The organism is Micromonospora sp. NPDC048999 (assembly GCF_040649295.1).
Classification (GTDB): Bacteria; Actinomycetota; Actinomycetes; order Mycobacteriales; family Micromonosporaceae; genus Micromonospora.
This window is the reverse complement of record NZ_JBEZFI010000064.1, coordinates 1-22171: the sequence shown is the minus strand read 5'-3', so window position 1 is coordinate 22171 and position 22171 is coordinate 1. Positions and strand designations below refer to the sequence as shown.

At 72.5% G+C, this 22171-nt stretch carries 12 protein-coding genes; 7 read left to right on the top strand and 5 right to left on the bottom strand.

The window, feature by feature from the left end:
- Positions 1–358 precede the first annotated feature (358 nt).
- The gene (locus AB0C02_RS31935) at positions 359–841 is read right to left on the bottom strand and encodes an SRPBCC family protein (protein ID WP_357552873.1); all 483 of its coding nucleotides are present in this window, start codon (positions 839–841) and stop codon (positions 359–361) included.
- 16 nt (positions 842–857) lie between these two features.
- The gene (locus AB0C02_RS31930; protein ID WP_357552872.1) at positions 858–1691 is read right to left on the bottom strand and encodes an enoyl-CoA hydratase-related protein; all 834 of its coding nucleotides are present in this window, start codon (positions 1689–1691) and stop codon (positions 858–860) included.
- Between the two features lie 108 nt (positions 1692–1799).
- Between AB0C02_RS31930 and AB0C02_RS31925 the strand changes: the two genes are divergently transcribed.
- The 4 genes from AB0C02_RS31925 (at position 1800) to AB0C02_RS31910 (ending at position 5564) form a co-directional block, all read left to right on the top strand.
- Entirely contained in the window at positions 1800–3044 is a 1245-nt protein-coding gene (locus tag AB0C02_RS31925) for an aminotransferase class III-fold pyridoxal phosphate-dependent enzyme (RefSeq protein ID WP_357552870.1), read from the top strand.
- Positions 3041–4066 carry an SDR family oxidoreductase gene (locus AB0C02_RS31920; protein ID WP_357552869.1) on the top strand — a complete coding sequence of 342 codons (1026 nt, stop codon included), beginning with the start codon at positions 3041–3043 and terminating at the stop codon, positions 4064–4066. The genes AB0C02_RS31925 and AB0C02_RS31920 overlap by 4 nt, the downstream gene beginning before the upstream one ends.
- A gap of 31 nt (positions 4067–4097) precedes the next feature.
- Complete coding sequence (locus AB0C02_RS31915; protein ID WP_357552868.1) at positions 4098–4568, top strand: SRPBCC family protein; 471 nt, start codon at positions 4098–4100, stop codon at positions 4566–4568.
- A gap of 78 nt (positions 4569–4646) precedes the next feature.
- The gene (locus tag AB0C02_RS31910) at positions 4647–5564 is read left to right on the top strand and encodes an NADP-dependent oxidoreductase (protein WP_357552867.1); all 918 of its coding nucleotides are present in this window, start codon (positions 4647–4649) and stop codon (positions 5562–5564) included.
- Positions 5565–5575: 11 nt separating this feature from the next.
- On the opposite strand, the gene AB0C02_RS31905 is transcribed toward AB0C02_RS31910, so the two are convergent.
- Positions 5576–11206 (bottom strand): SDR family NAD(P)-dependent oxidoreductase, encoded by a 5631-nt coding sequence (locus AB0C02_RS31905; RefSeq protein ID WP_357552866.1) that lies wholly within the window; start codon positions 11204–11206, stop codon positions 5576–5578.
- Between the two features lie 175 nt (positions 11207–11381).
- On the opposite strand from AB0C02_RS31905, the gene AB0C02_RS31900 reads away from it, so the two are divergent.
- Both AB0C02_RS31900 and AB0C02_RS31895 read left to right on the top strand, forming a co-directional pair.
- A complete protein-coding gene (locus tag AB0C02_RS31900) occupies positions 11382–13025 on the top strand; it encodes a fatty acyl-AMP ligase (RefSeq protein WP_357552864.1) in 1644 nt (547 codons plus the stop codon).
- 24 nt (positions 13026–13049) lie between these two features.
- Positions 13050–15371, top strand: coding sequence for a hypothetical protein (locus AB0C02_RS31895; RefSeq protein WP_357552863.1), 2322 nt, complete (start codon positions 13050–13052; stop codon positions 15369–15371).
- 10 nt (positions 15372–15381) lie between these two features.
- Here AB0C02_RS31895 and AB0C02_RS31890 read toward each other — a convergent pair whose 3' ends face one another.
- Complete coding sequence (locus AB0C02_RS31890; protein ID WP_357552862.1) at positions 15382–17535, bottom strand: MMPL family transporter; 2154 nt, start codon at positions 17533–17535, stop codon at positions 15382–15384.
- A 102-nt stretch (positions 17536–17637) separates the two neighbouring features.
- Positions 17638–19362, bottom strand: coding sequence for a class I adenylate-forming enzyme family protein (locus tag AB0C02_RS31885; protein ID WP_357552860.1), 1725 nt, complete (start codon positions 19360–19362; stop codon positions 17638–17640).
- A gap of 388 nt (positions 19363–19750) precedes the next feature.
- Here AB0C02_RS31885 and AB0C02_RS31880 point away from each other — a divergent pair, with 388 nt between their 5' ends.
- Positions 19751–22063, top strand: coding sequence for a lantibiotic dehydratase (locus tag AB0C02_RS31880; RefSeq protein WP_357552874.1), 2313 nt, complete (start codon positions 19751–19753; stop codon positions 22061–22063).
- Positions 22064–22171 lie beyond the last annotated feature (108 nt).

Genomic DNA, 22171 nt, shown 5'->3' with positions numbered 1-22171 from the left:
GGACAGCGCCAAGAAGGTACGACGTCAGCCGGACGGCCCTAGCCCAATTTTCACCCGCTCAGGGTCGCGCCGCTAGGCGCACGAACTACTAACCCACGGGCTCGGACAGCGCCAAGAAGGTACGACGTCAGCCGGACGGCCCTAGCCCAATTTTCACCCGCTCAGGGTCGCGCCGCTAGGCGCACGAACTACTAACCCGCTTTCCCCGTTAGCAGGCGAGAGGGAACCGGCTCGTTCGCGGCGCTGCACGGACCACTCTCCCCCGGGCTCCTTGACCTGGCGGACCAGCGTCGCACCGTGCTGCTGCAGCCGGGCCAGGGGGCGAGGGACACCTCATATCGCCGGCAACGGGGACAGGTCAGGCCGCTTCCAGCTCCCGCCTCAGCCTGCGCAGGGTCTCGCGCATGCCGTCGCGGTTGACGGTGGGGCGGTCAACGGCGGCCCGGCCGGTGAAGATCCGGCCGAGGGCGCGGGACACCTGGTTACGCCGGTCCCGCCAGTACTCGGTCACCTGGGTGCCGCCGTCGGTCTCGGTGAAGCGGTAGCCCCAGCGGGCCACCGGCTGGCCGAAGGTGGTGACGTCGAAGGCGAACTCGCTGTTCGGCGTCGCGGTGACGACCCGGCAGGTGGTGAACCAGAGGTACGGCCCCCGCCGGTTCCAGCCGACGAAGCGTCGGGGCTGCCCGCCGTCGCGTCGGGTGACCCAGATCGCGACGCACTCGGGGCTCCACCGGACGATCCGTCGGACGTCGGCGACGGCCGCGTAGACCGTTGCCGCCGGCGCCGCGACGGTGATCTGTTCGGTGATCTCCGGGCCGGGCCCGGCGGCCTGTGGGTTCATCCCGCGACCATGGGCGTCACTCGTTCCTCCAGGGCAGGTGGTCGGGCAGGTCGCTGCTGACCCGCCCGGTGAAGGCCGGGGCACGACGCTGCCGGAAGGAGTCGAAGCCCTCCCGCGCGTCCGGGCTGCTCAGGGCCTCGGCGGAGAGCCGGGAGTCCAGCCGGTGGGCCGGGTACGGCGAGTCCAGGGCGCTGGTCCGATAGAGCATCTGCCGGATGACCGCCACGGACACCGGCGCGGTGGTGGCGGCGATGGTCCGCGCGAGCTGGTAGGCCTTGTCGAGCAGGTGCTCCGGCTCGTGGACGCTGTGCACCAGACCGGCGGAGAGCGCCTCGGCGGCGTCGAACGCCCGCCCGCTGATCATCCAGTCGAGCGCGCGGCCCATGCCCACCAGACGTGGCAGGAACCAGGTGGACGCGCCTTCCGCATAGATGCCCCGCCGGCTGAAGACGTAGCCGAATCGCGCGTCGGTGGCGGCGAGACGGTAGTCGGCCGGCAGGATGATGGTGGCGCCCGCGCCGACGGCCGCGCCCCGGATCGCGGCGATGACCGGCTTGTTCATGGCGAAGATGCGCATCGAGCAACGGCCCGCCGGTTCTGCCCAGTCGGCACCCGGGTCGTCGGGGGTGTCGAACTCGGTCAGGGACAGGTCCAGCCCGGCGCAGAAGTGCTGCCCCGCGCCGGTGAGGACGACGACCCGGACGTCGTCGTCGCGGTCGGCCCGGTCGAACGCGTGGGCGAGTTCGTCGGCCATGCGCAGGGTGTAGCTGTTGCGCTCCTCGGGACGGTTGAGCGAGATCGTGGCAATCCGATCGGAGACGGCGTAGGTGATCTCGCGGTAGGTGTCCACGCCCGGCACCATAGAGCACGGTCAACGCCAGCAGCTCGACTGTTCGGCCATCTGCTTCGTCCTGAGTGGACAATTGTTCAGGTGCTCTTGTTCGGGCAGACTCCCCCCGTGGGCTCCAGTGTCTTCGATCTCTACCGCCGCCATCTCGGCGAGGGGCTGGGTCGGGTCGCGGCCATGCTCAACACACCACTGGAGGTCGGCGCCACCGGCGCGGTGGTGCACACCGCGGACGGTCGTCACCTGTTGAACTGCGCCGGTTACGGCGTGTTCTTCGTCGGCGCCGGGCATCCGACCGTGCTCGGCGCGGTGCGGGACCAGCTCGAACGGCAGGCGTTGTCCACCCGGGTGCTGCTGAACGAGCCCGCCGCCCGGGCCGCCGAGGCGCTCGCCTCGGTGACGCCGGAGGGCCTGGTCAAGGTGCACTTCTCCAACTCGGGCGCGGAGGCGGTGGAGACCGCGATCAAGATCGCCCGGGCGAGCGGGCGGCACCGGCTGGTCTCCATGCACAGCGGCTACCACGGCAAGACGGTCGGGGCGCTGTCGCTCACCGCGCGGTCGCTCTATCAGGACCCGTTCCGCCCACTGCTGCCCGAGGTCACCCACGTCAGCTTCGGCGACCTGGACGAGCTGGCCGCCGTCGTCGACCGCGACGTCTGCGTGGTCGTCGAGCCGGTGCAGAGCGAGGGCGGGGTGATCATCCCCGAGCCCGGCTATCTCAAGGCGGTCGAGGCGCTGTGCCGCGAGCGGGGCGCGCTGCTCGTCCTGGACGAGGTGATGACCGGGCTGGGGCGGCTCGGGACCTGGTGGGGCGCGGATCGCGACGGCGTACGACCGGATGTCCTGCTGGTCGGCAAGGCGCTCAGCGGCGGGCTGGTGCCGGTCGCGGCGACGGTGACGACCGAGGAGGCGTTCGGGCCGTTCGACAAGGATCCCTACCTGCACACGTCGACGTTCTCCGCGAACCCCCTGGCGATGGCCGCGGTCCGCGCGACGGTCGAGGTGATCAGCGGGGAACGGCTGGTCGATCGGGCGGCCGAGTTGGGCGCACGGCTGCTCGCGGCGATCACCGAGCAGGTGCGGTCGATCGGGCACCTGGTGGCCGACGTACGCGGCGCCGGGCTGCTCATCGGCGTGGAGTTCCGCTCCGGCCTGCACGCCGCGGAGTTCCTGATGGATCTGCTCGACAACGACGTGCTCGTCAACCACTCGATGAACGCGCACCCGGTGCTGCGGCTGACCCCACCCGCCACGATGACTCCACACGAGGAGGCGCGGCTGGTCGCGGGGTTCGGGCGGGCCTGCGCCGCCCTGGCCGCACGTTTCCCCGCCTCGGGAAGCGAACCATCCGCATGACCCGGCGTACGGTCCTGGTCACCGGGGCCAGCGGCGTGGTGGGCACCGCCGTCCTGGCCGAGCTCTCCGGGTACGACGTGATCGCCGCGGCCTACCGGCGGCTGCCCGCCGGCTCGGACCGGGTGGTCCGGCTCGACCTGCACGCGCCCGCGCTCGGGCTCGATCGCCGCGCCTACCGTGAGCTGTGCGCGGCGGTCGACGTGGTGGTCCACTCGGCCGCGATCGTCAATTTCTCCGCCGACCAGGCGGAGGTGGACCGGCTCAACATCGAGGGACTCGGCCGGGTCATGGAGTTCGCCGCGGAGGCCGAGGCGACGCTGGTGCACGTCAGCACCGCCTACGTGTCCCGGTACGGCCAGGCCGGGGGCGGCGGCCGGCTGGGCACGGAGAAGGTGGCCGCGCGGACCGACGAGTACGTGACGTCGAAGCACCTCGGCGAGCAGCTGGTCCGCGACAGCGGCATCGACGCAGTGATCGTCCGGCCGGCGATCGTCATCGGCGACTCCCGCACCGGCGCCATCCGGCAGCAGCAGGGGGTGCACCTGCTCGCCGAATACCTGGTGACCCAGAAGCTGCCGTTCATTCCGGCGCATCCCGGCACGTTCTTCGACCTCGTCCCGCAGGACATGGTCGCGCGGGGCATCCGCGCGGTGCTCGACGCCGATCTGCGCACGGGCGAATACTGGCTGACCGCGGGGCCCGCCGGCCTACCGGTCGAGCGCTACCTCGAACTGGTGACGGAGACCGCCCGCGAGTGCGGCAGGGACATTCCCGCCGGCCGGATCGCCGATCCGTCGATCGTCGATCGGTTGGTCCGGCCGGCGTTCGCGGACGTGCTCGCTCCCGAGGACCTGGCGCGGTTGGACGGCGTGGTGGCGGTCTGCGGGCTGGTCATCATTCCCGAGCTGCTGCCGACGTCGTTCGGGACAATCCCCGGCGGACCGGACGCAATGACCCCGACGCAGGTGGAGGACGCGTGGCGGGTCAGCCTGCGTCACCTGATCCGGGGGTTGAAGCCGTGATCGTCGACCCGAGCTGAGGAGGCCATCCGCGATGGAGTGCTCCGTCATCGTGCACGCTCTGCTGCCCAGGGCGGACGCCAAGGAGTCGTTCGACCGGTTGGCCGACTTCGCCGCGTACCCGGAGTTCACCGACGCCGTGCGGACGGTCGGGGTGACCCGGGTCAGCTCCACCGAGGTGGAGTCGAAGTGGGAGGTGAACTTCCGCCGGGGCATCCTGGTCTGGACCGAACGCGACGAGATCGACCCGGTCAACCGCCGGATCGGTTTCGCACAGGTCACGGGTGACTTCGCGACGTTCACCGGCTCGTGGCTCGTGGTCGAGACCGACGACGGGGTCCGGGTCGAGTTCGACAGCCGGTTCGACCTCGGCATCGCCTCCCTGGCGAGCCTGATCGACCCGGTGGCGTGCGCGGCGATGCGCGACTCGATCCGGGACATCCTCCTCGGGTTGTTCGGCTCCGACATCGAGGTGACCGTGGTGGAGGCCGCCCCGCTCGGCTGAGCGGCCCCAGGCCGCCTGCGCGGCACCACCGGATTCCGGCGCCTTCCGGAAGGAAGGACCTCGGTCCATACTGGACGAATGAATGGCGTGATCGTTACGGCGCTGGGCGGGCCCGAGGGCCTGCGAGTGGCCGAGTTGCCCGATCCGGTGGCGCGACCGGGCCAGGTCGTGGTCCGGGTGCAGGCGGTCTGCGTACAGCCGGCCGACCTCGCGGCCCGCGCCGGGATGATCCCCGGCGGTCCGGTGCCACCGCCCTTCCTGCTCGGCTGGGACATCGCCGGCGAGGTTGCCTCGGTCGGCTCCGATGTCACCGAGTTCCAGGTGGGCGATCGCGTCGTCGGGATGATTCCCTGGTACCTGACCCGGGGCACACCCGGCGGATACGCCGAGTTCGTCGCGGCGGACGCGCAGTGGCTGGTCCCGCTGCCTGCCGGGCTTGACGTCGTGCCCGCCGCCACGCTGCCGCTCAACGCGGTCACCGCGCATCAAGCCCTGTCGCTGTTGTCGCACGAGGAGCCGGCCACGGTGCTCGTCACCGGTGCCAGCGGCGGTGTCGGCGGGTTCGCCACCCAGCTCGCCGCCCAGCGGGGCCACCGCGTGGTCGCGGTCGCCGGCCACGACGACGAGGCATGGGTTCGCGGTCTCGGCGCGGCCGAGGTGATCCCGCGCTCGGCCGACCTGGCCTCGATCGGGCCGGTGCCCGTCGTGCTGGACGCGGTCCCGATCGGCGAGGCGGCGGCCACCGCCGTTGCGGATGGCGGCACCATCGTGACCACCCGGCCCACGCCGCCCACCGACCCGAGCCGCGGCGTACGCCAGCACCTCCAGCTCATCAGCCTCGACCGGGAAGTGCTGGCCGAGTTGGTGGGGCAGCTGGCCGCGGGAAAGCTGCGCACGCGAGTCGCGGCCACGATGCCACTCACCGAAGCAGCCGAGGCGCACCGGCTCGTTGAGGCGGGCGGCCTGCGCGGCAAGATCGTGCTGACCTCGGCATAACTGGCCCGCGGCTATTCGAGCAGGTCGAAGAAGTCGTCCTGCGCCGCGTCGACCCGGTCCGGTTCCGTGTCGACCAGCGGCAGCAGGCGATTGACGGCGTCGGCGAGCCGCTGGCGGGTCACCCCGTCCATGGCGAGGTTGGTCAGGCTGGACTCCAGGCGGTTCAGTTCCTCCAACACGCCGAGCGCGGTCGACGCCTGCTCGGGTAGCAGCTCACCGCGCAGGTAGCCGACCAGCTCGCGCACGCTCGGATGGTCGAAGGCCACCGTCGCCGGCAACGTGAGCCCGGTCGCGGCGGCGAGGCGGTTGCGTAACTCCACCGCCGTCAGCGAGTCGAATCCGAGCTCGGTCAGGCTGCGGGCGCTGTCCAGGTCGGCGGCCGAGGCGTGGCCGAGCACCCGGGCGGCCTCGGCGAGCACCATCTCGCGCAGCAGCCGGTCCTGGTCGGCGGGCGCGAGCCCGGGCAGGACGCTGGCGAGATCCGTCCCGTGCGGCCGGGTGCCGCCGCCAGCCGGCTCGGGTGTGCCGCCGGCCCCTGACTCAACCGATCCCCGAACCGCACCGGGACCGTCTCCATCGGAGGCATGGTCCGTGGTCATCAGGTCGTGCAGCACGGCCGGCACCGACCGTGGGTCGTGCCCGTCGAGCAGCGCGCGGTCCACGTCGACGAGGACCGGCGTCGCCGGGTCCGAGTCGAGCGCCCGGTCCAGCAGTTCCAGTCCGCGCTGTGCCGGCAACGGCGTCAACCCGATCCCCCGCATGCGACGCAGGCCGGCCGCGCTGACCTGCTCGGCCATCCCGTCCGGCAGCTCCCACAGGCCCCACGCCAGTGACTGCGCCGGCAACCCCTGCGCGCGCCGGCGCCGGGCGAGGGCGTCGAGATAGGCGTTGGCCGCCGCGTAGCCCGACTGCCCGGGCGAACCGAACAGACCGGCGGCGGAGGAGAAGAGCACGAACGCGGCCAGGTCGCAGTCGCGGGTCTGCTCGTGCAACAGTCGTGCGCCGTCCGCCTTCGGCCGCAGCACCTCGGCCACCCGCTGCGGGGTCTGCGACTCGACGACCCCGTCGTCCAGCACCCCGGCCAGGTGCAGCACCGCGGTGAGCGGATGCTCGGCGGGGATCGACGCCAGCAGGTCGGCCAGGGCCGCCGGGTCGGCGACGTCGCAGGCGACGACGCGTACCGACGCCGCGCCGAGCGTGGACAACTCGCCGACCAGGTCGGCGACGCCGGGCGCGTCGGGTCCGCGTCGGGACGCGAGCACCAGGTGCCGGGCGGTGCCCCGCCGCACCAGGTGTCGTGTCACGAGGCGGCCGAGGGTGCCGGTCGCGCCGGTGACGAGGACGGTTCCCTCCGGGTTCCGCGGGCGCGGCCCGACGTGGGTGTCGGCCCGCGGATCGGCGGTCGCCCGGCTCGACCGAGCGGGATCGACGGTGCCGGCCGTCGGGTGCAGCCTTGGCACCAGTAGCGCGCCAGCGCGGACGGCGACCTGTGGCTCGCCGGTGGCGACGGCCGCCGCCAGGGGCGTCGGATCGTCGTCCAGGTCGATCAACGCGAACCGGCCGGGGTGCTCGGACTGCGCCGACCGCAGCAGCCCCCACGCCGCCGCCTGAGCCAGGTCTCGGGGCTGGTCGCCGACGGCCCCTCGGGTCACCACCGCCAGCCGGGCCGCGCCGTGGCGCGGGTCGGCCAACCAGCGGTGTGCCAGGTCGAGCGCGGCGGCGACGGTGCGGTGCGGGTCGTCCCCGCCCGCCGGTAGTTCGGCACAGACGACGTCGGGCACCGGGTCGGTGGCCGCCAGGTCGTCGAGCCAGACCACGGGCTGGTCGGCCGGGCCCGCGGCGGCGGGCACCCAGCGCAGCTCGTACCCGCCGCCCGGCTCACCGACGGACGGCCCGGGGGCGAGCCGGTCGGGGGTGATGGGCCGCAGTCCGACGTGCCGCACGGAGGCGACCGGCGCGCCGGACGGATCGGCGAGGACGACGTCGACGCCGTCGCCGTCGCGGGTCAGCCGGACCCGCAGCGCCGTGCCGCCCCAGGCGTGCACCTGCAGGCCGGTCCAGGAGAACGGCAGCGCGATCCCGTCGTTTCCGTCGGCGCCGCCGAGCAGACCGAGGGCGTGCAGCGACGCGTCGAGCAGCGCCGGGTGCAGCAGGTACCCCTCGGCCGCGTCGGCGTCGGGCAACGTCACGTCGGCGAAGATTTCGTCGCCCCGCTGCCACGCCCGGCCGACGCCACGGAAGGTCGGGCCGTAGTCGTAGCCGCTGGCACGCAGTCGGTCGTAGAACCCGTCGGTGTCCAGCGGCGCCGCGCCCGGCGGCGGCCAGAGCCGTAGCCGGGTCGCGTCGCTGGTCCGCACCGGGGCGACGGTTCCCGTCGCGTGTCGCGTCCACGTGCCGCCGGGCGGGCGGGCGTGGATCGTCAGTGGGCGGGTCGGATCGCCGTCCGCCCCGGCGACGACCACCCGGGTCTCGACGGCGCCGGCCTGCGGGAGCACCAGCGGCGCCTGCAACAGCAGCTCGACCACCTCGGGGCAGCCGGCGTGGTCGCCCGCCCGCGCCGCCAACTCCGCCAGCAGCGCGCCCGGTACGACGACCGCACCGCCCACGCGGTGCTCGGCGAGCCACGGTTGGGCGGCGATCGACAGCTCACCGGTCAGCAGCAGCCCGCCCGGCGAGTCCGGCGTCTCGACCGGTGCACCGAGCGGCCGGGCCGGTGGGATCAACCAGTAACGGGTGTGCTGGAACGGGTAGGTGGGCAGCTCCACGTGCGGGCCGTCGCCACCGATCAGCGCGGCCCAGTCGACCGTCACGCCCCGGGTGAACAGGCGGGCCACGGCCTCGTGAGCCGAGTCCCGCTCGTCGCGCCCGCTGCGCAGCAGCGGCACGGCGACGGTCGGGGCGGCCGGGTCGTCGGCGTCGTCCAGGTCGGCGACGGAGTCGAGCACCATGGCCGACAGCGCGCCGCCGGGCCCGACCTCCAGGAACCGGGTCACCCCCTGCTGACGTAGCCGGCGCACGCTCTGCGCGAACCGCACCGGCTGCCGCGCGTGCCGGCTCCAGTGCCCCGGCGTGATCATGTCCACCGTCCGGGCCGTCTCGTTGGAGACCAGCGGGATCTCCGGCGGCCGGTGGGTGAGGTCCGCCTCCAGCTTGCCGAGATCCGCGAGCATCGGCTCCATCAACGGGGAGTGGAACGCGTGGCTGACCCGGAGCCGGCTGGTCCGGCGGCCCTGCGCGGCGAACACGTCGGCGACGCGCCGCACCGCGTCCTGCGGGCCGGCGATGACGACCGAGGTCGGGCCGTTGACGGCGGCGAGCCCGACCCGCGCCGCCGGATCGGCGAGCAACGGCTCGACCTCGTGCGGGGTGGCGTGGATCGCGACCATCGCGCCGCCGGCGGGTAGCGCCTGCATCAGCCGCCCGCGGGCGGCGACGAGGCGGGCGGCGTCGTCCAGCGACAGCGCGCCGGCCACGTGGGCGGCGGTGATCTCCCCGATGGAGTGGCCGAGGACGAAGTCCGGCCGAATGCCCCAGTGGCGCAGCAGCCGGTACAGCGCCACCTCCACGGCGAACAGCACCGGCTGGGTGTTTTCGGTCTGGTCCAGCCGTTCCGGGTCGCCGTCGATGACCGCGCGGACGGGACGGTCCAGGTGACGGTCCAGCGCGGCGCAGACCTCGTCCAAGGCTGCGGCGAACCGCGGTTCGGCGGCGGCGAGTTGCCGCCCCATCCCGGGCCGCTGCGCGCCCTGACCGGAGAAGACCAGGGCCAGCCCGCCCTCGGTGGCTGTGCCGGTGATCACGGCGGGGGTGTCCTGCCCGGCGGCGAGGGCCGCGAGGCCGTCGCGGTCGAGGATGACGGCGCGCTGTTCGAAGGCCGTACGCCGGGCCGACGCGGCCGCCACCGCGTGCGCCGGCAGGTCAGGGTGAGCGGAGCGGAACGCGTCGAGGCGGCGGGCCTGTGCGCGTAGCGCGGGAACGGTCCGGGCGGAGAGCACCAGGGGCACCGGCCCGGCCGCGTGGTCGGTCGGGCCGGTGGGTTCGCCCGGCGGCGCCTCCTCGACGATGACGTGCGCGTTGGTGCCGCTGATCCCGAACGACGACACCGCCGCGCGGCGGGTTCGGGTGCCGGCCGGCCAGGGTTGCTCGTCGGTGAGCAGCCGCAACGGGCCGGCGGACCAGTCCACGTACGGGGTGGGCTCGTCGACGTGCAGCGTGCGGGGCAGCCGGCCGTGCCGCAGCGCCAACACCATCTTGATGACGCCAGCCACGCCGGCCGCCGCCTGGGCGTGTCCGATGTTCGACTTGACCGACCCGAGCCAGAGTGGCCGTTGCCGGCCGGGGCCGTACGCCTCGATCAGCGCCTTCGCCTCGATGGGGTCACCCAGCCGGGTGCCGGTGCCGTGCGCCTCCACCGCGTCCACGTCGGGCGCGTCGAGGCCCGCGTCGGCCAGCGCGTCGGCGATCAGTCGTTGCTGGGACGGACCGTTCGGCGCGGTGAGGCCGTTGGACGCCCCGTCGGAGTTGACCGCGCTGCCCCGCAGCACCGCCAGGACGCGCCGGCCGTGGCGGCGTGCGTCGGCGAGCCGTTCGAGGACCAGCACCCCGGCGCCCTCGGCCCACCCGGTTCCGTCGGCGGACGCCGCGAACGACCGGCACCGCCCGTCCGGGGACAGCCCGCGCTGCCGGCTGAACTCGGTGAACACCAGCGGTGTCCCGATCACGCTCACCCCGCCGGCCAGGGCGAGGTCACACTCGCCGGCACGCAGCGCTCGGGCCGCCAGGTGCAGGGCGACCAGCGACGAGGAGCAGGCAGTGTCCACCGAGAGCGAGGGCCCTTCCAGGCCCAACGTGTACGACACCCGCCCGGAGACGATGCTCGACGCGTTACCCGCCAGCAGGAAGCCGGCGACCTCCGGTGGGACGGCGCCGAGGCGCGGCGCGTAGTCGCCGGCGATGACGCCGGTGTACACGCCGGTGCGGCTCGCGCGCAGCGTGCGCGGGTCGATGCCGGCGCGTTCCAACGCCTCCCAGGTGATTTCCAGCATCAGCCGTTGTTGCGGGTCGGTGGCGAGGGCCTCGCGGGGCGACAGGCCGAAGAACCCGGCGTCGAAGTCGCCGGCGTCGTAGAGGAAGCCACCGTGCCGGGCGTAGGTGAAGCCGGGCCGGTCGGGGTCGGGGTCGTACACCGCCGGGTCCCAGCCCCGGTCGGTCGGGAACGGCCCGATGCCGTCGCGGCCGTCGACCAGCAGGTGCCAGTAGTCCTCGGGGGTGGCCACTCCGCCGGGGAACCGGCAGGCCATCGACACGATGGCGATCGGCTCCGGCACGCCCGCCGGCCGGTCGGCCGGCTCACCGGCGGATTCCCGGGGATTGGTGGGGCGTTCGAGGGTCGGGCGTTCGACCTGCTCGGCCAGATATCCGGCCAGGGCGGCAGGGTTGGGATGGTCGAAGGCGAGGGTGCCGGACAGGGAAAGCCCGCTCGCCTCCGACAGCCGCTCGGCCAGTTCGAGCGCGGTCAGTGAGTCGAAGCCCAGGTCGGCGAAGGCGCCGTCGGGTGTGACGTCCCCCCGTGGCCGGCCGAGCACCTCGGCCGCCTGGGTACGCACGAGCTCCAACCACCACTGCGTCTGCGAGTCACCCATGGGCGGCCGCCTTCCGCGATCTTCGGTCCAGCGCCGCGGTCACCCACCGGGCGGCGCTCCATCGTCCGTCGTCGACGGCGGCCGGCACAATCGCCCGTACGGTCTCCACAAAGGACCTATGGTCTTCGTCGATCACCCTGTCTACGCTGTGCGGCATGATTCTGGCGAGGCTGTGGTGAGCCGGTTCGTCGACACTCTCGTCGACCATGCCGCCCGGTCGCCGCGCGGCATGGTCACCGGCGCTCCCGCGAACCCGGTGCGGCGCGGCTGGGGGCAGGTGCACGAGGCGGCGCGGCGCACGGCGGCGGCGCTGGTCGCGGCTGGGCTGACCGGCCGTCAGGCGGTCGCGGTCCTGGCCGGTGACCCGGCGGAGGTCGCGCGGGCCGCCCAGGGGACGTGGCTGGCCGGTGGCAGCGTGACGATGCTGCACCAGCCGACCCCGCGCACCGATCTGTCGGTCTGGCGCGACGACACGCTCCGCGTGCTACGCATGATCGACGCGCGTCTGGTGCTGGTGGGCGCCCCGTTCGAGGCGATGGCCGGGGTGCTCCGCGAGCGGGGCATCCCCCACCGGATGATCGGCGACCTGGACAGCGACGGGGAGTTCGACGTCGTGCCCGCCGCCGAGGACGACACCGCGCTGCTGCAGTTGACCAGCGGCTCGACCGCCGAGCCGAAGGCGGTGCGGATCAGCCACCGCAACCTCCACGCCAACCTCGTGGACAGCTCGGCCCACCTGCGGTGCGGCGACGACGACGTGGTGGTCAGCTGGCTGCCGCTCTTTCACGACATGGGCATGGTCGGCTGTCTACTGCTGCCCATGTTCACCGGCATGGACCTGGTCATGGTCACGCCCGCGGAGTTCCTCGTCCGTCCGATGGTGTGGGCGGAACTGATGAGCCGGTACGGCGGGACGATCACGGCGGCGCCGAACTTCGCGTACGCGATCCTGGCCCGGCAGCTCGCCCGCGCCGAAGCCGGATCGCTCGACCTGTCCCGGTTGAAGGCCCTGTGCAACGGCGCGGAGCCGATCGACCCGGCCACGGTGGAGGCGTTCGTCGCGGCCGGTGCCCGGTTCGGCCTGCGGCCCACGGCGGTGAACTGCTGCTACGGCGCGGCGGAGAGCGCCCTGGTGATCTCGCTGTCGGCGCTGTCCGACCCGATGCTCCTCGACACCGTCGACGCCCTGGAACTGGAGAAGAACCGGCGAGCGGTGCCGGTACGCGACGACCACCCGAGCGGTGTCCGCCGGCTGCCGATGCTCGGCAGTGCCTTCCCGAGCGTCGCCGTCCGCGTGGTCGACGACTCCGGCGCGGAGCTGGGCGACCGTGAGGTCGGCCGGTTGCAGCTGCGCGGGGAGTCGGTGACCACCGGCTACCTCACCGAGGAGGGCCCGGCCCCCGCGCTGGACGACGACGGTTGGTTGGACATCGGCGACGAGGGCTACCTGGCCGGCGGCCAGATCGTGGTCTGCGGGCGGCGTAAGGACGTCATCATCATGGGCGGCCGCAACATCTACCCCACCGACATCGAGCGTGCGGCCGCCGGGGTCGACGGTGTCCGGGACGGCAACGTCGCGGCGGTGCGGTTGATGGCCGGTGACGGCGTAGCTCGGGAGTCGTTCGCGGTGCTGGTCGAGTCGCGGCTCGCCGGTGACCCGGCAGCCGAGCGGGCGCTGTCCGACGCCGTCGCCGCCCGGATCATCGCCGACGTCGACGCCCGTCCGGCGTCGGTCGTGGTGCTGCCGCCGGGCAGCCTGCCGAAGACACCGTCGGGCAAGCTGCGTCGCGCGGCGGCCCGCGCGCTCATCCCCCACTGACCGCCCGCCCCGGGAGGAATTCCTGTGCGATCGCTTGATCAGGCCCGTGCCCTCTGCGAGTCGTACCTGCCGGGGCTGCTCGACGGGTTGTCGAAGGTCCCGTTCGCGCAGCGGGAAGCCTCGGGCGGTGACACGCTGCCGGTGTTTCGGGCCAGCGGCGGCCCGAGCCTGGTGATCCCGAAGGACTACGGCGGGCTCGGCGCCACCCCGCTGGACGCGGTACGGGTGACCCGCGCGATCGGCGCCCAGGCGCCGTCGCTGGCGGTCGCGACCACGATGCACCACTTCTCCGTGGCGACGCTGTTCACCTTCGCCGAGAGCATCAAGAACTCCGGCATGGAGTGGGCCCTGCTGGAGGCGATCACCAGCCGCAACCTGCTGGTCTCGTCGGCATTCGCCGAGGGGCGCCCGGCCCAGGGAATCCTCTCCCCCACGATGACCGCGACGCCGGTGGACGGCGGCTACCGGATCAACGGGTCGAAGAAGCCGTGCAGCCTGAGCCACTCGATGGACCTGCTGACGGCCAGCGTGGCCGTGCCCACGCCGGACGGCGGGCAGCAGACCGCCTTCCTGCTCATGCCCGCCACGCTGCGCGGCGTCACCCGGCATCCGTTCTGGGGCAGCAGCGTGCTCGCCGGCGCGGAGAGCGACGAGGTCCGGCTGACCGACGTGTTCATCGAGGAGGAGCTGGTCATACCGACCGAGAACGGCCCGGACGGGATGCTCGACGAGCTGCAGACCGTCGGGTTCATCTGGTTCGAGCTGCTCATCACCGCGTCGTACCTGGGCATGGCCAGCGCCCTCGTCGAACGCGCGCTGGCCGGCGGGCGCGGGGCGATCACCGACCGCGCCGCGTTGGGCACCCGGCTGGAGACCGCGACGCAGCTGCTGGAGGGCGCGGCCCGCGCCATGCGGGATGGCGAGACCGACAACGACGCGTTGGCTCGGGTCCTGATGACCCGCTACGGCGCGCAGGACGCCATCACCGACGCCGCCCGGCAGGCGGTGGAGATGCTCGGGGGCATGTCGTTCATCCGCTCCCCCGAGGTGGCCTACCTGGTCGCGGCGTGCCAGTGCGTCGCGTTCCACCCGCCGTCGCGGGCCAGCGTCGCGGCGCCGCTGGTCGACTATCTCGACGGCACCCGCCCGTTCATCATGGCCGACGGCGCCCCGGCACCCGCCGCGCCGCCACCGATGGCGCAGCCGGCCGTGGCGCAGTCGTCCGTGGCGCCACCGGTCGAGGCCCCCGCCGCCGAACCGGTCCAGACTCCGGCCCCGGCTCGACCCGCCGAGGCCGTGGCCCCGGCCGCCGCGCCCAGCCGGCGCCCACAGTCGACGGTCACGTACAGTCCGCAGCCGGCTGCCCCCCGCGCCGACCAGCGGCCCGGAGTGGCCGCCGACGATGCCGCCGACTGGGATCAGGCGTCCTCGCTGTTCGACGGCGCGGAGGGCATCCGGCTCACCGCCGGCGAGTGCGACCTGCGGTACTGGTTCGCCAACGTCCCGCAACGCACGCTGCGCGGGAACGTCGTCGGCTACCCGCCGGAGCTGGTGACCCCGGATTTCCTCCACCAGCCGGGGCCGCTGCGGGACGCGCTCGTGCAGGAGGTCGCGTTCCGCGCGCTGGCCGAGGAGCGGGCGGCCCGCGCGATCGGTCACCTCGTGGCGTGCGCGCCGGACTCCACGACCGCGGAGTTCTACGCCACGCAGCTGATGGACGAGACCCGACACGCGATGATCTTCCGTAACCACTTGCGGAACCTCGGCGTCGACGAGCACGACGTCGCCGCCGTCATCGCCGAGCAGACCGCGACCGACAAGGCGACCATCCTCGATCCGCTGGAGGAGCTCGGCATGCCGATCGTGCGCGAGCAACAGGACTTCGTCGGCGGTGTGGTGCTGCTGACGATCCTGGTCGAAGGATTCCTCGCCCCGTCGTTCGAACTCAGCGAGCGGAAATGGCGACCGATCGACCCCCGGATGGCGGACATGGAGAAGGGCGCGGCCATCGACGAGGTGCGCCACCTGGCCGTCGGCACGTCGATCATCCGCGAGCATCTGAGCCAGCACCCCGACGAGCGGGAACGCCTCGTCGCGCTCATCCGCGACGGCATGCGGCTGTGGGAGCAGCTGCCGGTGGCCGACCAGCTCACCCGCTGGGAGAACTGGTTCCAGGAGGGCATCGCACCGCACCGGGCGATGATCGGGGACTACGAGATCTGGGACGGACGGCGGCTGGTCGACACCTCACCGGAGGAACGCATCCAGAAGGCCGTCGAGGTGACCAGCATCGTGCATTCCACCCGCCTCACCGACATGGGCCTCGGCCGGGCGTTGATTTTCTGACGGTCCGGTCCTACACGGGCATCTGTTCCGCGTCCCGGTGGCCGGACTCCGGGCGGATCCCCCACCGCCGGTAGACCGGTCGCAGCGGCCCGGGCACCCACCAGTTGAGCCGGCCGAGCAGCCGCATGGTGGCCGGCATCAGCAGCGCCCGGACGATGGTCGCGTCGACGACGACGGCGAGGGCGAGCCCGACACCGACGATCTTCACGACCAGCACGCTCGCGGTCGCGAACGACGCGATCACCACCACCAGCAGCAGGGCCGCGCTGGTGATGATCCGGCCCGACCGCTGCAACCCGACCGCGACCGCCTCGGTGTTGTCGCCGCTTGAGTCGTAGTGCTCGCGGATGCGCGAGAGCAGGAACACCTCGTAGTCCATCGACAGCCCGAACGCGACGGCGAAGATCAGGATGGGTTGCACCACGTCGATGTTGCCGGTGGAGGTGAACCGCAGCAGCCCGTCGAGGTGGCCGTCCTGAAAGATCCACACGACCGCGCCGAACGCCGCGGTCAGGCTGAGCACGTTCATCAGGATCGCCTTGACCGGCAGCACCAGCGAGCCGAAGGAGAGGAACAACAGCACGAACGTGGTGACCACGACGAGCAGCGCCATCCACGGCAACCGCTGCACGAGCATGTCCATCAGGTCGGCGAAACCGGCGGCGTCGCCCTTGACCAGCACCGTGCCGGACGGCGGCGGCGCGACGCCCCGCACCGCGGCGACCAGCTCCCGTCCCTGCTCGGAGATCGGTTGCGCGTCGAACCGTACGGTGACCCGTGCGGTGTCGCCGGCAAGGCCGGTGACGTCCGCGTGCCGTACGCCGGGCAGCGCGGTCACCCGGTCCAGGTACGCGGCGAGTTGCTCCTGGCCGGCCGACCCGGTCGCCGGGCCGGGCAGGGTGACGATGGCCTCGATCGGCCGGGTGACGCTGTCCGGGAACGACCGCTCGAGGGCGTCCTGGACCTCCCGGCTCGCCGCCGAGGTGGGCAGGACCCGGGTGTCCAGCCAACCGTAGGAGATGCGCAGGAACGGCAGGCCCAGCACCACCAGCACGACGATGACCGCACCCCCGACCAGTACGGGCCGGCGCATCACCGTCCGCGCGATCCGCGCCCACACCCCGGAGTCCGGGTCGGTGTCGACCGGCCTGCGGCGACGCTCTCGCAGCCGCGTCCCGAACAGGGCCAGCATCGCCGCCATCACGGTCATCGCGAAGAAGCCCGCCAGCAGCACCGCGGCGACCCCGCCGACGGCGATGGACCGGAGGAACACCTGCGGGAAGACGGCCAGGCTGGCCAGGGCGAGCGCGACGGTCACCGCGGACACGACGATCGTGCGGCCCGCGGTGGCCATGGTCCGCCGCAGCGCCGCCGGGACCGGGTGGCCCGCGCCGAGTTCCTCGCGAAACCGACTGACCATGAACAGGCTGTAGTCGACGGCCAGTCCGAGGCCGAGCAGGGTGACCACGTTGACCGCGAAGATCGAGATTTCGGTGAACTGCGCCAGCAGCCGCAGGCCGGCCAGCGAGCCCACGATCGCCAGCCCCCCGACCGCGACCGGCAGCAGGGCCGCCAGCAGGTTCCGGAAGATGAGGACCAGCAGCAGGAACAGAATCGGCATCGCCAACGCCTCGGCGCGGGTCAGGTCCGCCTTGCTCTGCGTGTTGACGTCGTCGATCAGCGCCAGCGGCCCGCCGACCCGGACGTCGAGATCGGGGCTGGTCAGGCTGCCCCGGACGGCCAGGTAGTTGGTGAGCCGATCGTTCTCGGTGGCCCCGGCGACCCGCACCGCCGCGAACGTCTCATGCCGGTCGGTGCTGACCAGGGCGGGCGCCGGGGACCGCCAGTAGTCGGTCACCCCTTCGATCCGGTCCGCCGGAAGACCGTCGAGCACCCGCCGGGCGGCCTCGGCGTACGCGGGATCGTCCACCGTCCAGCGGTCGCTGCGCAACAGCACGACGACGTCGGCGTCGTGCCGTCCGAGCCGGTCCCGTTCGACCTGGTCGGCGCGGGAACTCTCACTCGCCCCGTAGGTGAAGCCGCCGACGGCCAGGTCGTCGAAGGCGCCGGCTCCCCAGGCGCCCGCGGCGACCAGGAACACGGCGGCACCGGTGATCACCCACCGGCGCGCCCGGTACGCAAGCCGGCCGAGGAGATCCAACATCGCGCATACCCTTCGCTGGCGGCGGGTGGTCGGCGGAACGACCGTGGCGCCGGCACAGCCGCCACCGGCGCCACGGTCGATGTGAGCGGAGAATGACGGTGGTCAGGTCCAGCGTCCGATGCCGATCGCCTGGGCATCGGCAAGCAGCTGTTCCCGAAGCGCGACCCGCCGGATCTTCCAGGTGCCGGTGCGGGGGAACTCGTCCCACCTTATCTGGATCGGCGGGGCCATCGGGGTCAGGTCGGCGACCGCGCGTTCCCAGTCGTCCTTGTCCAGCGGGACGTCGTCCGTCGTACTGACCACCGGCACCGGCAGGTCGCCGGCGACCGGAAGGATGACGACCTCGGTGGTGTAGTCGATCCGGTCGAGGATGAGGTCCTCGAACTCGATCGCGCTGCCGCCCGGGATCCGGTCGATCTCCCGGTCGACGATCCGCACGGCGCCCCACTTGTTGATGACCGCGAGGTCGCCGGTGTTCCACCAGTTGCCGTTGCACTTCAGGTCGTGCCGGTCCTGCTCGCCGACGTAGGCGAGGCACCGTCCCGGCTGGTCGATCTCGATCAGGCCGACCTGGCCGCGCGGGACCTCCTTGCCGGTTTCCGGGTCCACCGCGCGCATCTTGGCGTGGAACGGGATGGGCCAGCCGATCAGCTGTGTCGGCGGCGGCCGGTGCGCCTTGCGACGTACCACGAAGCGGAAGAACGGGCGGATGCACAGCGCGCCGTTCTCGCTCTGGCTCCACGACTGGACCCAGATCGGAAACCGGCGCTTGGTGGCGGCCATGAACGTCCGGATCGTCCGGGTGTGGATGGCGTCGAAGGAGTTGACGTACTCCCGCACATTGCTGAACAGGCCGGCGGGGTCGCGGGTCAGTGGCTCCCACGCGAGGTAGATGTTCGGCAGCGCCTCCACCAGCGTCGGCTTGTGTTCGGCCAACAACTCCCGCACCCGAGGCGAGAACGGGTCGGACAGGAAGAGCACCCGGGGACCGACCGTGGCCATCGCCAGCTGCATCGTGGTGAGCCGCTCGTGGGTGTAGGGGTCGCAGAACGCCACCGTGTCGCTGCGCCGCAGCCCGAACCGGGGCCACCGCTCGGTCTCCACGATCGCCATCGCATAGATGGACTCGGCGGAGTGCATCACCAGCTTCGGCACCCCCGTGGTGCCGGAGGTGTGGGTGATCACCACCGGCTCCTTGAGCTCGCGCATGTTCGGCTGGACGGGCGGCGCGTCCTTGAAGTCGTCCAGGTGCGGCACGTCCGGCCGGCCCGCGACCGCGTCGACGCTGATCGTCCGTACGGTGTGCTCCGCCACCACCTCCGGGGTGATGCCGCACTTGTCGAGGTGCTTCTGGTCGGTCAGCAGGAACGGCCGCTCCAGCCGCTTCAGCATCGGGATCATCGCCTCCGGGCCGTAGGAGCCGGAGAACATGCAGGGGATCGCGCCGATGCGGGCGACGGCGCACCCGAGAATGACGATGTCCAGGTGGTTGGCCTTGAGGATCGCCACCCGGTCCCATGGCCGCACGCCCGCCTGGTGCAGCCAGGCCGCGGCGCGATCGACGAGTTCCGCCCACTGGGTGTAGGTGCGGGCCTCGGCGCCGTCGGGGTCGATGTCCGGCGGGCGGTCGACGATGACCAGCTCGTCCGGGGCGGTCTTCGCCGCCACGTGCCAGGTCTCGCCCATCTTCGAATGCTTCGGTACGCGGGAAAAAGGGCTCAGCCGACGACGCCACCGGGTGGGCGTGAACTCGGTGAGAAATCGCGGAATGGGCCGCTGCGGCTCGACGTCGTCGCCGGCGGCCGTCGAATCGACGGGTGAGGCCACGAGCGCTCCTCCTGTTCTCGGACGGGGCGAAAGCACGGCCGACAGAAATGATCATCAGCCATTCAATTGGCCGGTAACGATATCGACATCCTTCTGATTCGGCCAGATCTGGGCGGATGGAAATCCGATCCCGAACGCCCCCAAACTCCGACCCGTCCGACCAGTGTGGACGGAGCGACGACGGGCCATAATGCCCTCCGCCGACGCCGAGAGGGCGGCGAAGAGACGAACGCGCAGCACAGCCGGCGCTCGACGGGCGCCCGTCCTGCCCTGCCGCAGGGCGGGCGCGGCGACCAGTGTGCAGGGTGGGCACGCCGGCCCGGCCGTGCCGACCAGCCACCACCCGTCCGGTGTGCCGGGTGCCGAGCGTGTGGAGTTGATCGCGGCCATGTCTGCGGAGATCCTGCTGGGTGACGGCCAATGGCGGTTGTGGCCCCAATTCGCGCTGCGTGGACCGGGCTTTCCGGCCGCCGGCGTACTGCGCCTCGCGCCCCTCGGTCTGGCGGACGCCGCCGACCGGTTCACCCCCGGGCAACGCCTTTCCGGAACCGACTGGGACGAGTTCCTGGCCGGCTTCGCCGAGGCGGCCGTCCGAACCGCCCACGAACTGCAGGACGTCGCCGGATCGGAGCGGTTCCAGGCCGCCGTCGCGTGGCAGAACCCGGCGCTGCTGCGTACCGGGATCGAGCCGTTCTTGAACTGGTCACCGACGGCGGCGGGGCGGACGAGCATGCCGCGCCAGCGCGAGGAACTGGTCGCGCACTACTGGCAGCGGTTCTGCGTCAAGAACGACACCATCGGCTTCTTCGGCCCGGTCGGCTGGGGCGAGCTGGATCCCGGCCGACCGGGCCTCACCGTGACCGCTGGTACCGGGCTGGTCGCCGAATCCAACGTGTACTTCTCGAGCTGGGCCATCGACGCATTGGCCAAGGCCATCTCGGCGGAAGCCGACCTGCGCGAATGGATCCCGCCCCGACGCATGTCGTTCGTCCGCGCCACCGAGGACTCGATCGTGGTGCCGGGTAGGCCGGCACAGCCGGTCGACCCGCTGCACCGGGCCGTCTTCGTCCGCTGCGACGGGGTGCGGCAGGTCGCCGAGCTCGCCACCGAGGTCTCCGCCGAGCTGCGCCGGACGGTGACCGTGGTCGAGCTCGTGGAGGTGCTGGAGCAGCTCGCCGCGAAGCGTTGGATCGGGTGGCGGCTGGAGGTCGCGGCCGACGCGTATCCCGAGCGGCACCTGCGTGCTGTCCTCGACCAGATCGGCGATCCCGGGCTCCGCGATCGGGCGCTGGCCAAGCTCGACGCGCTGGAGCACGCCCGCGACCGAGTACGCGCGGCGGGCCAGGACACCGCCCGGGTCAGGGCCGCGGTCACCGCCCTGGAGGACACCTTCACCGAGCTGACCTGCTCGCCGACGCAACGGGAGAAGAGCACCCGGACGGCGTCCTGCCGGGCGTTGGTCTACCAGGACTGCCGCCGTTCCGCCACGGCCGTCGTCGGCGCCTCGATCCTCGACGAACTCGCCCCGCTCGGCCTGTGCCTGACCGCCGCGCGCTGGATGACCGCTCGGTTCGCCGAGTTCATCGGCGCCCGCCTCCGGACGGTGTACGACGACCTGGTAGCCCGGACCGGCCCGGTCGACCTCGGCACGCTCTGGCTGGCCTGTCTGCCCGTTCCGCACCCGGAGGCAGCCGAGGGCATCGCGGCGATCCAGGCCGAGCTGCGCGAGCGGTGGGCGAAGATCGTCGCCGCTCCCCCCGGCGCGCGCCGGGTTCAGCTGGCCTGGTCCGACATCGCCGGCGAGGTGGAGGCGGCGTTCGGGGAGGCCGACCCCGGCTGGGGACTCGCCCGCTATGTCAGCCCGGACGTCATCATCTCCGCGCCGAGCACTGATGCGGTGGAGCGAGGAGACTTCGAGCTGGTGCTCGGCGAGTTGCACCTCGCTTTGAACACCATCGGCGCCTCGTTGTTCGTGCGGCAGCACCCGGACCCGGCCGCGCTGTTGGCGGAGACCACCCGGGACTTTCCCGACCCCCGGATCCTGCCGATGCTGCCGAAGGAACAGCTGCCCCGATGGTCCGCGCGCAGCCAACCCACCCTGGTACGCCCCGAGGACTACTACCTCGGGTTGGTGGACCACACCGCCGACCCGCGTCGTCCGCGTGCGGTGATGAGCGCCGACGTGCCGGTGCACGACCGGGACGGCCGACTGGTGGTCGTGCTGCCCGACGGCGCGCAGTTCGACCTGCTCGAGGTGTTCGGCTGGGCGATGACCAACCGGGTGCTGGACCGCTTCAACCTGCGGCCGGACGCGGACCATTCGCCGCGGGTGACCATCGACCGGATGGTGGTGACCCGGGAGGCGTGGCGGTTCGGGGCGGCCACGCTGGAGTTCGCGGACGAACGCGACGAGGCCCGCCGGTTCGTCCGGGCCCGGTGGTGGCGCACCGAGAGCGGGCTGCCGCGGTTCGTCTTCGTGGTGCTGCCCGGGGAGCCGAGGCCGTTCTTCGTGGACTTCGACGCTCCGGTGTACGTGAACATCCTGGCCAAGGCGGTACGCCGGCTGGCCCGCAAGGACCCGGACGCCCGGTTGAGCGTGACGGAGATGTTGCCGACCCCGGAGCAGACCTGGCTCACCGACGATGCGGGCGACCGGTACACCTCCGAGCTGCGGCTCGTGGCCGTACACCAGTCGCCGTGAGGGAGCATCGCTAAGTGCTTAAGTTCGTAAATCCTTCGGGGGTTATGCGGCCAGGGCGTGTGCGGCAGGCTGGTGGTCGCAGCCGGCGGGTTGCTGGAGGTTGAGCTC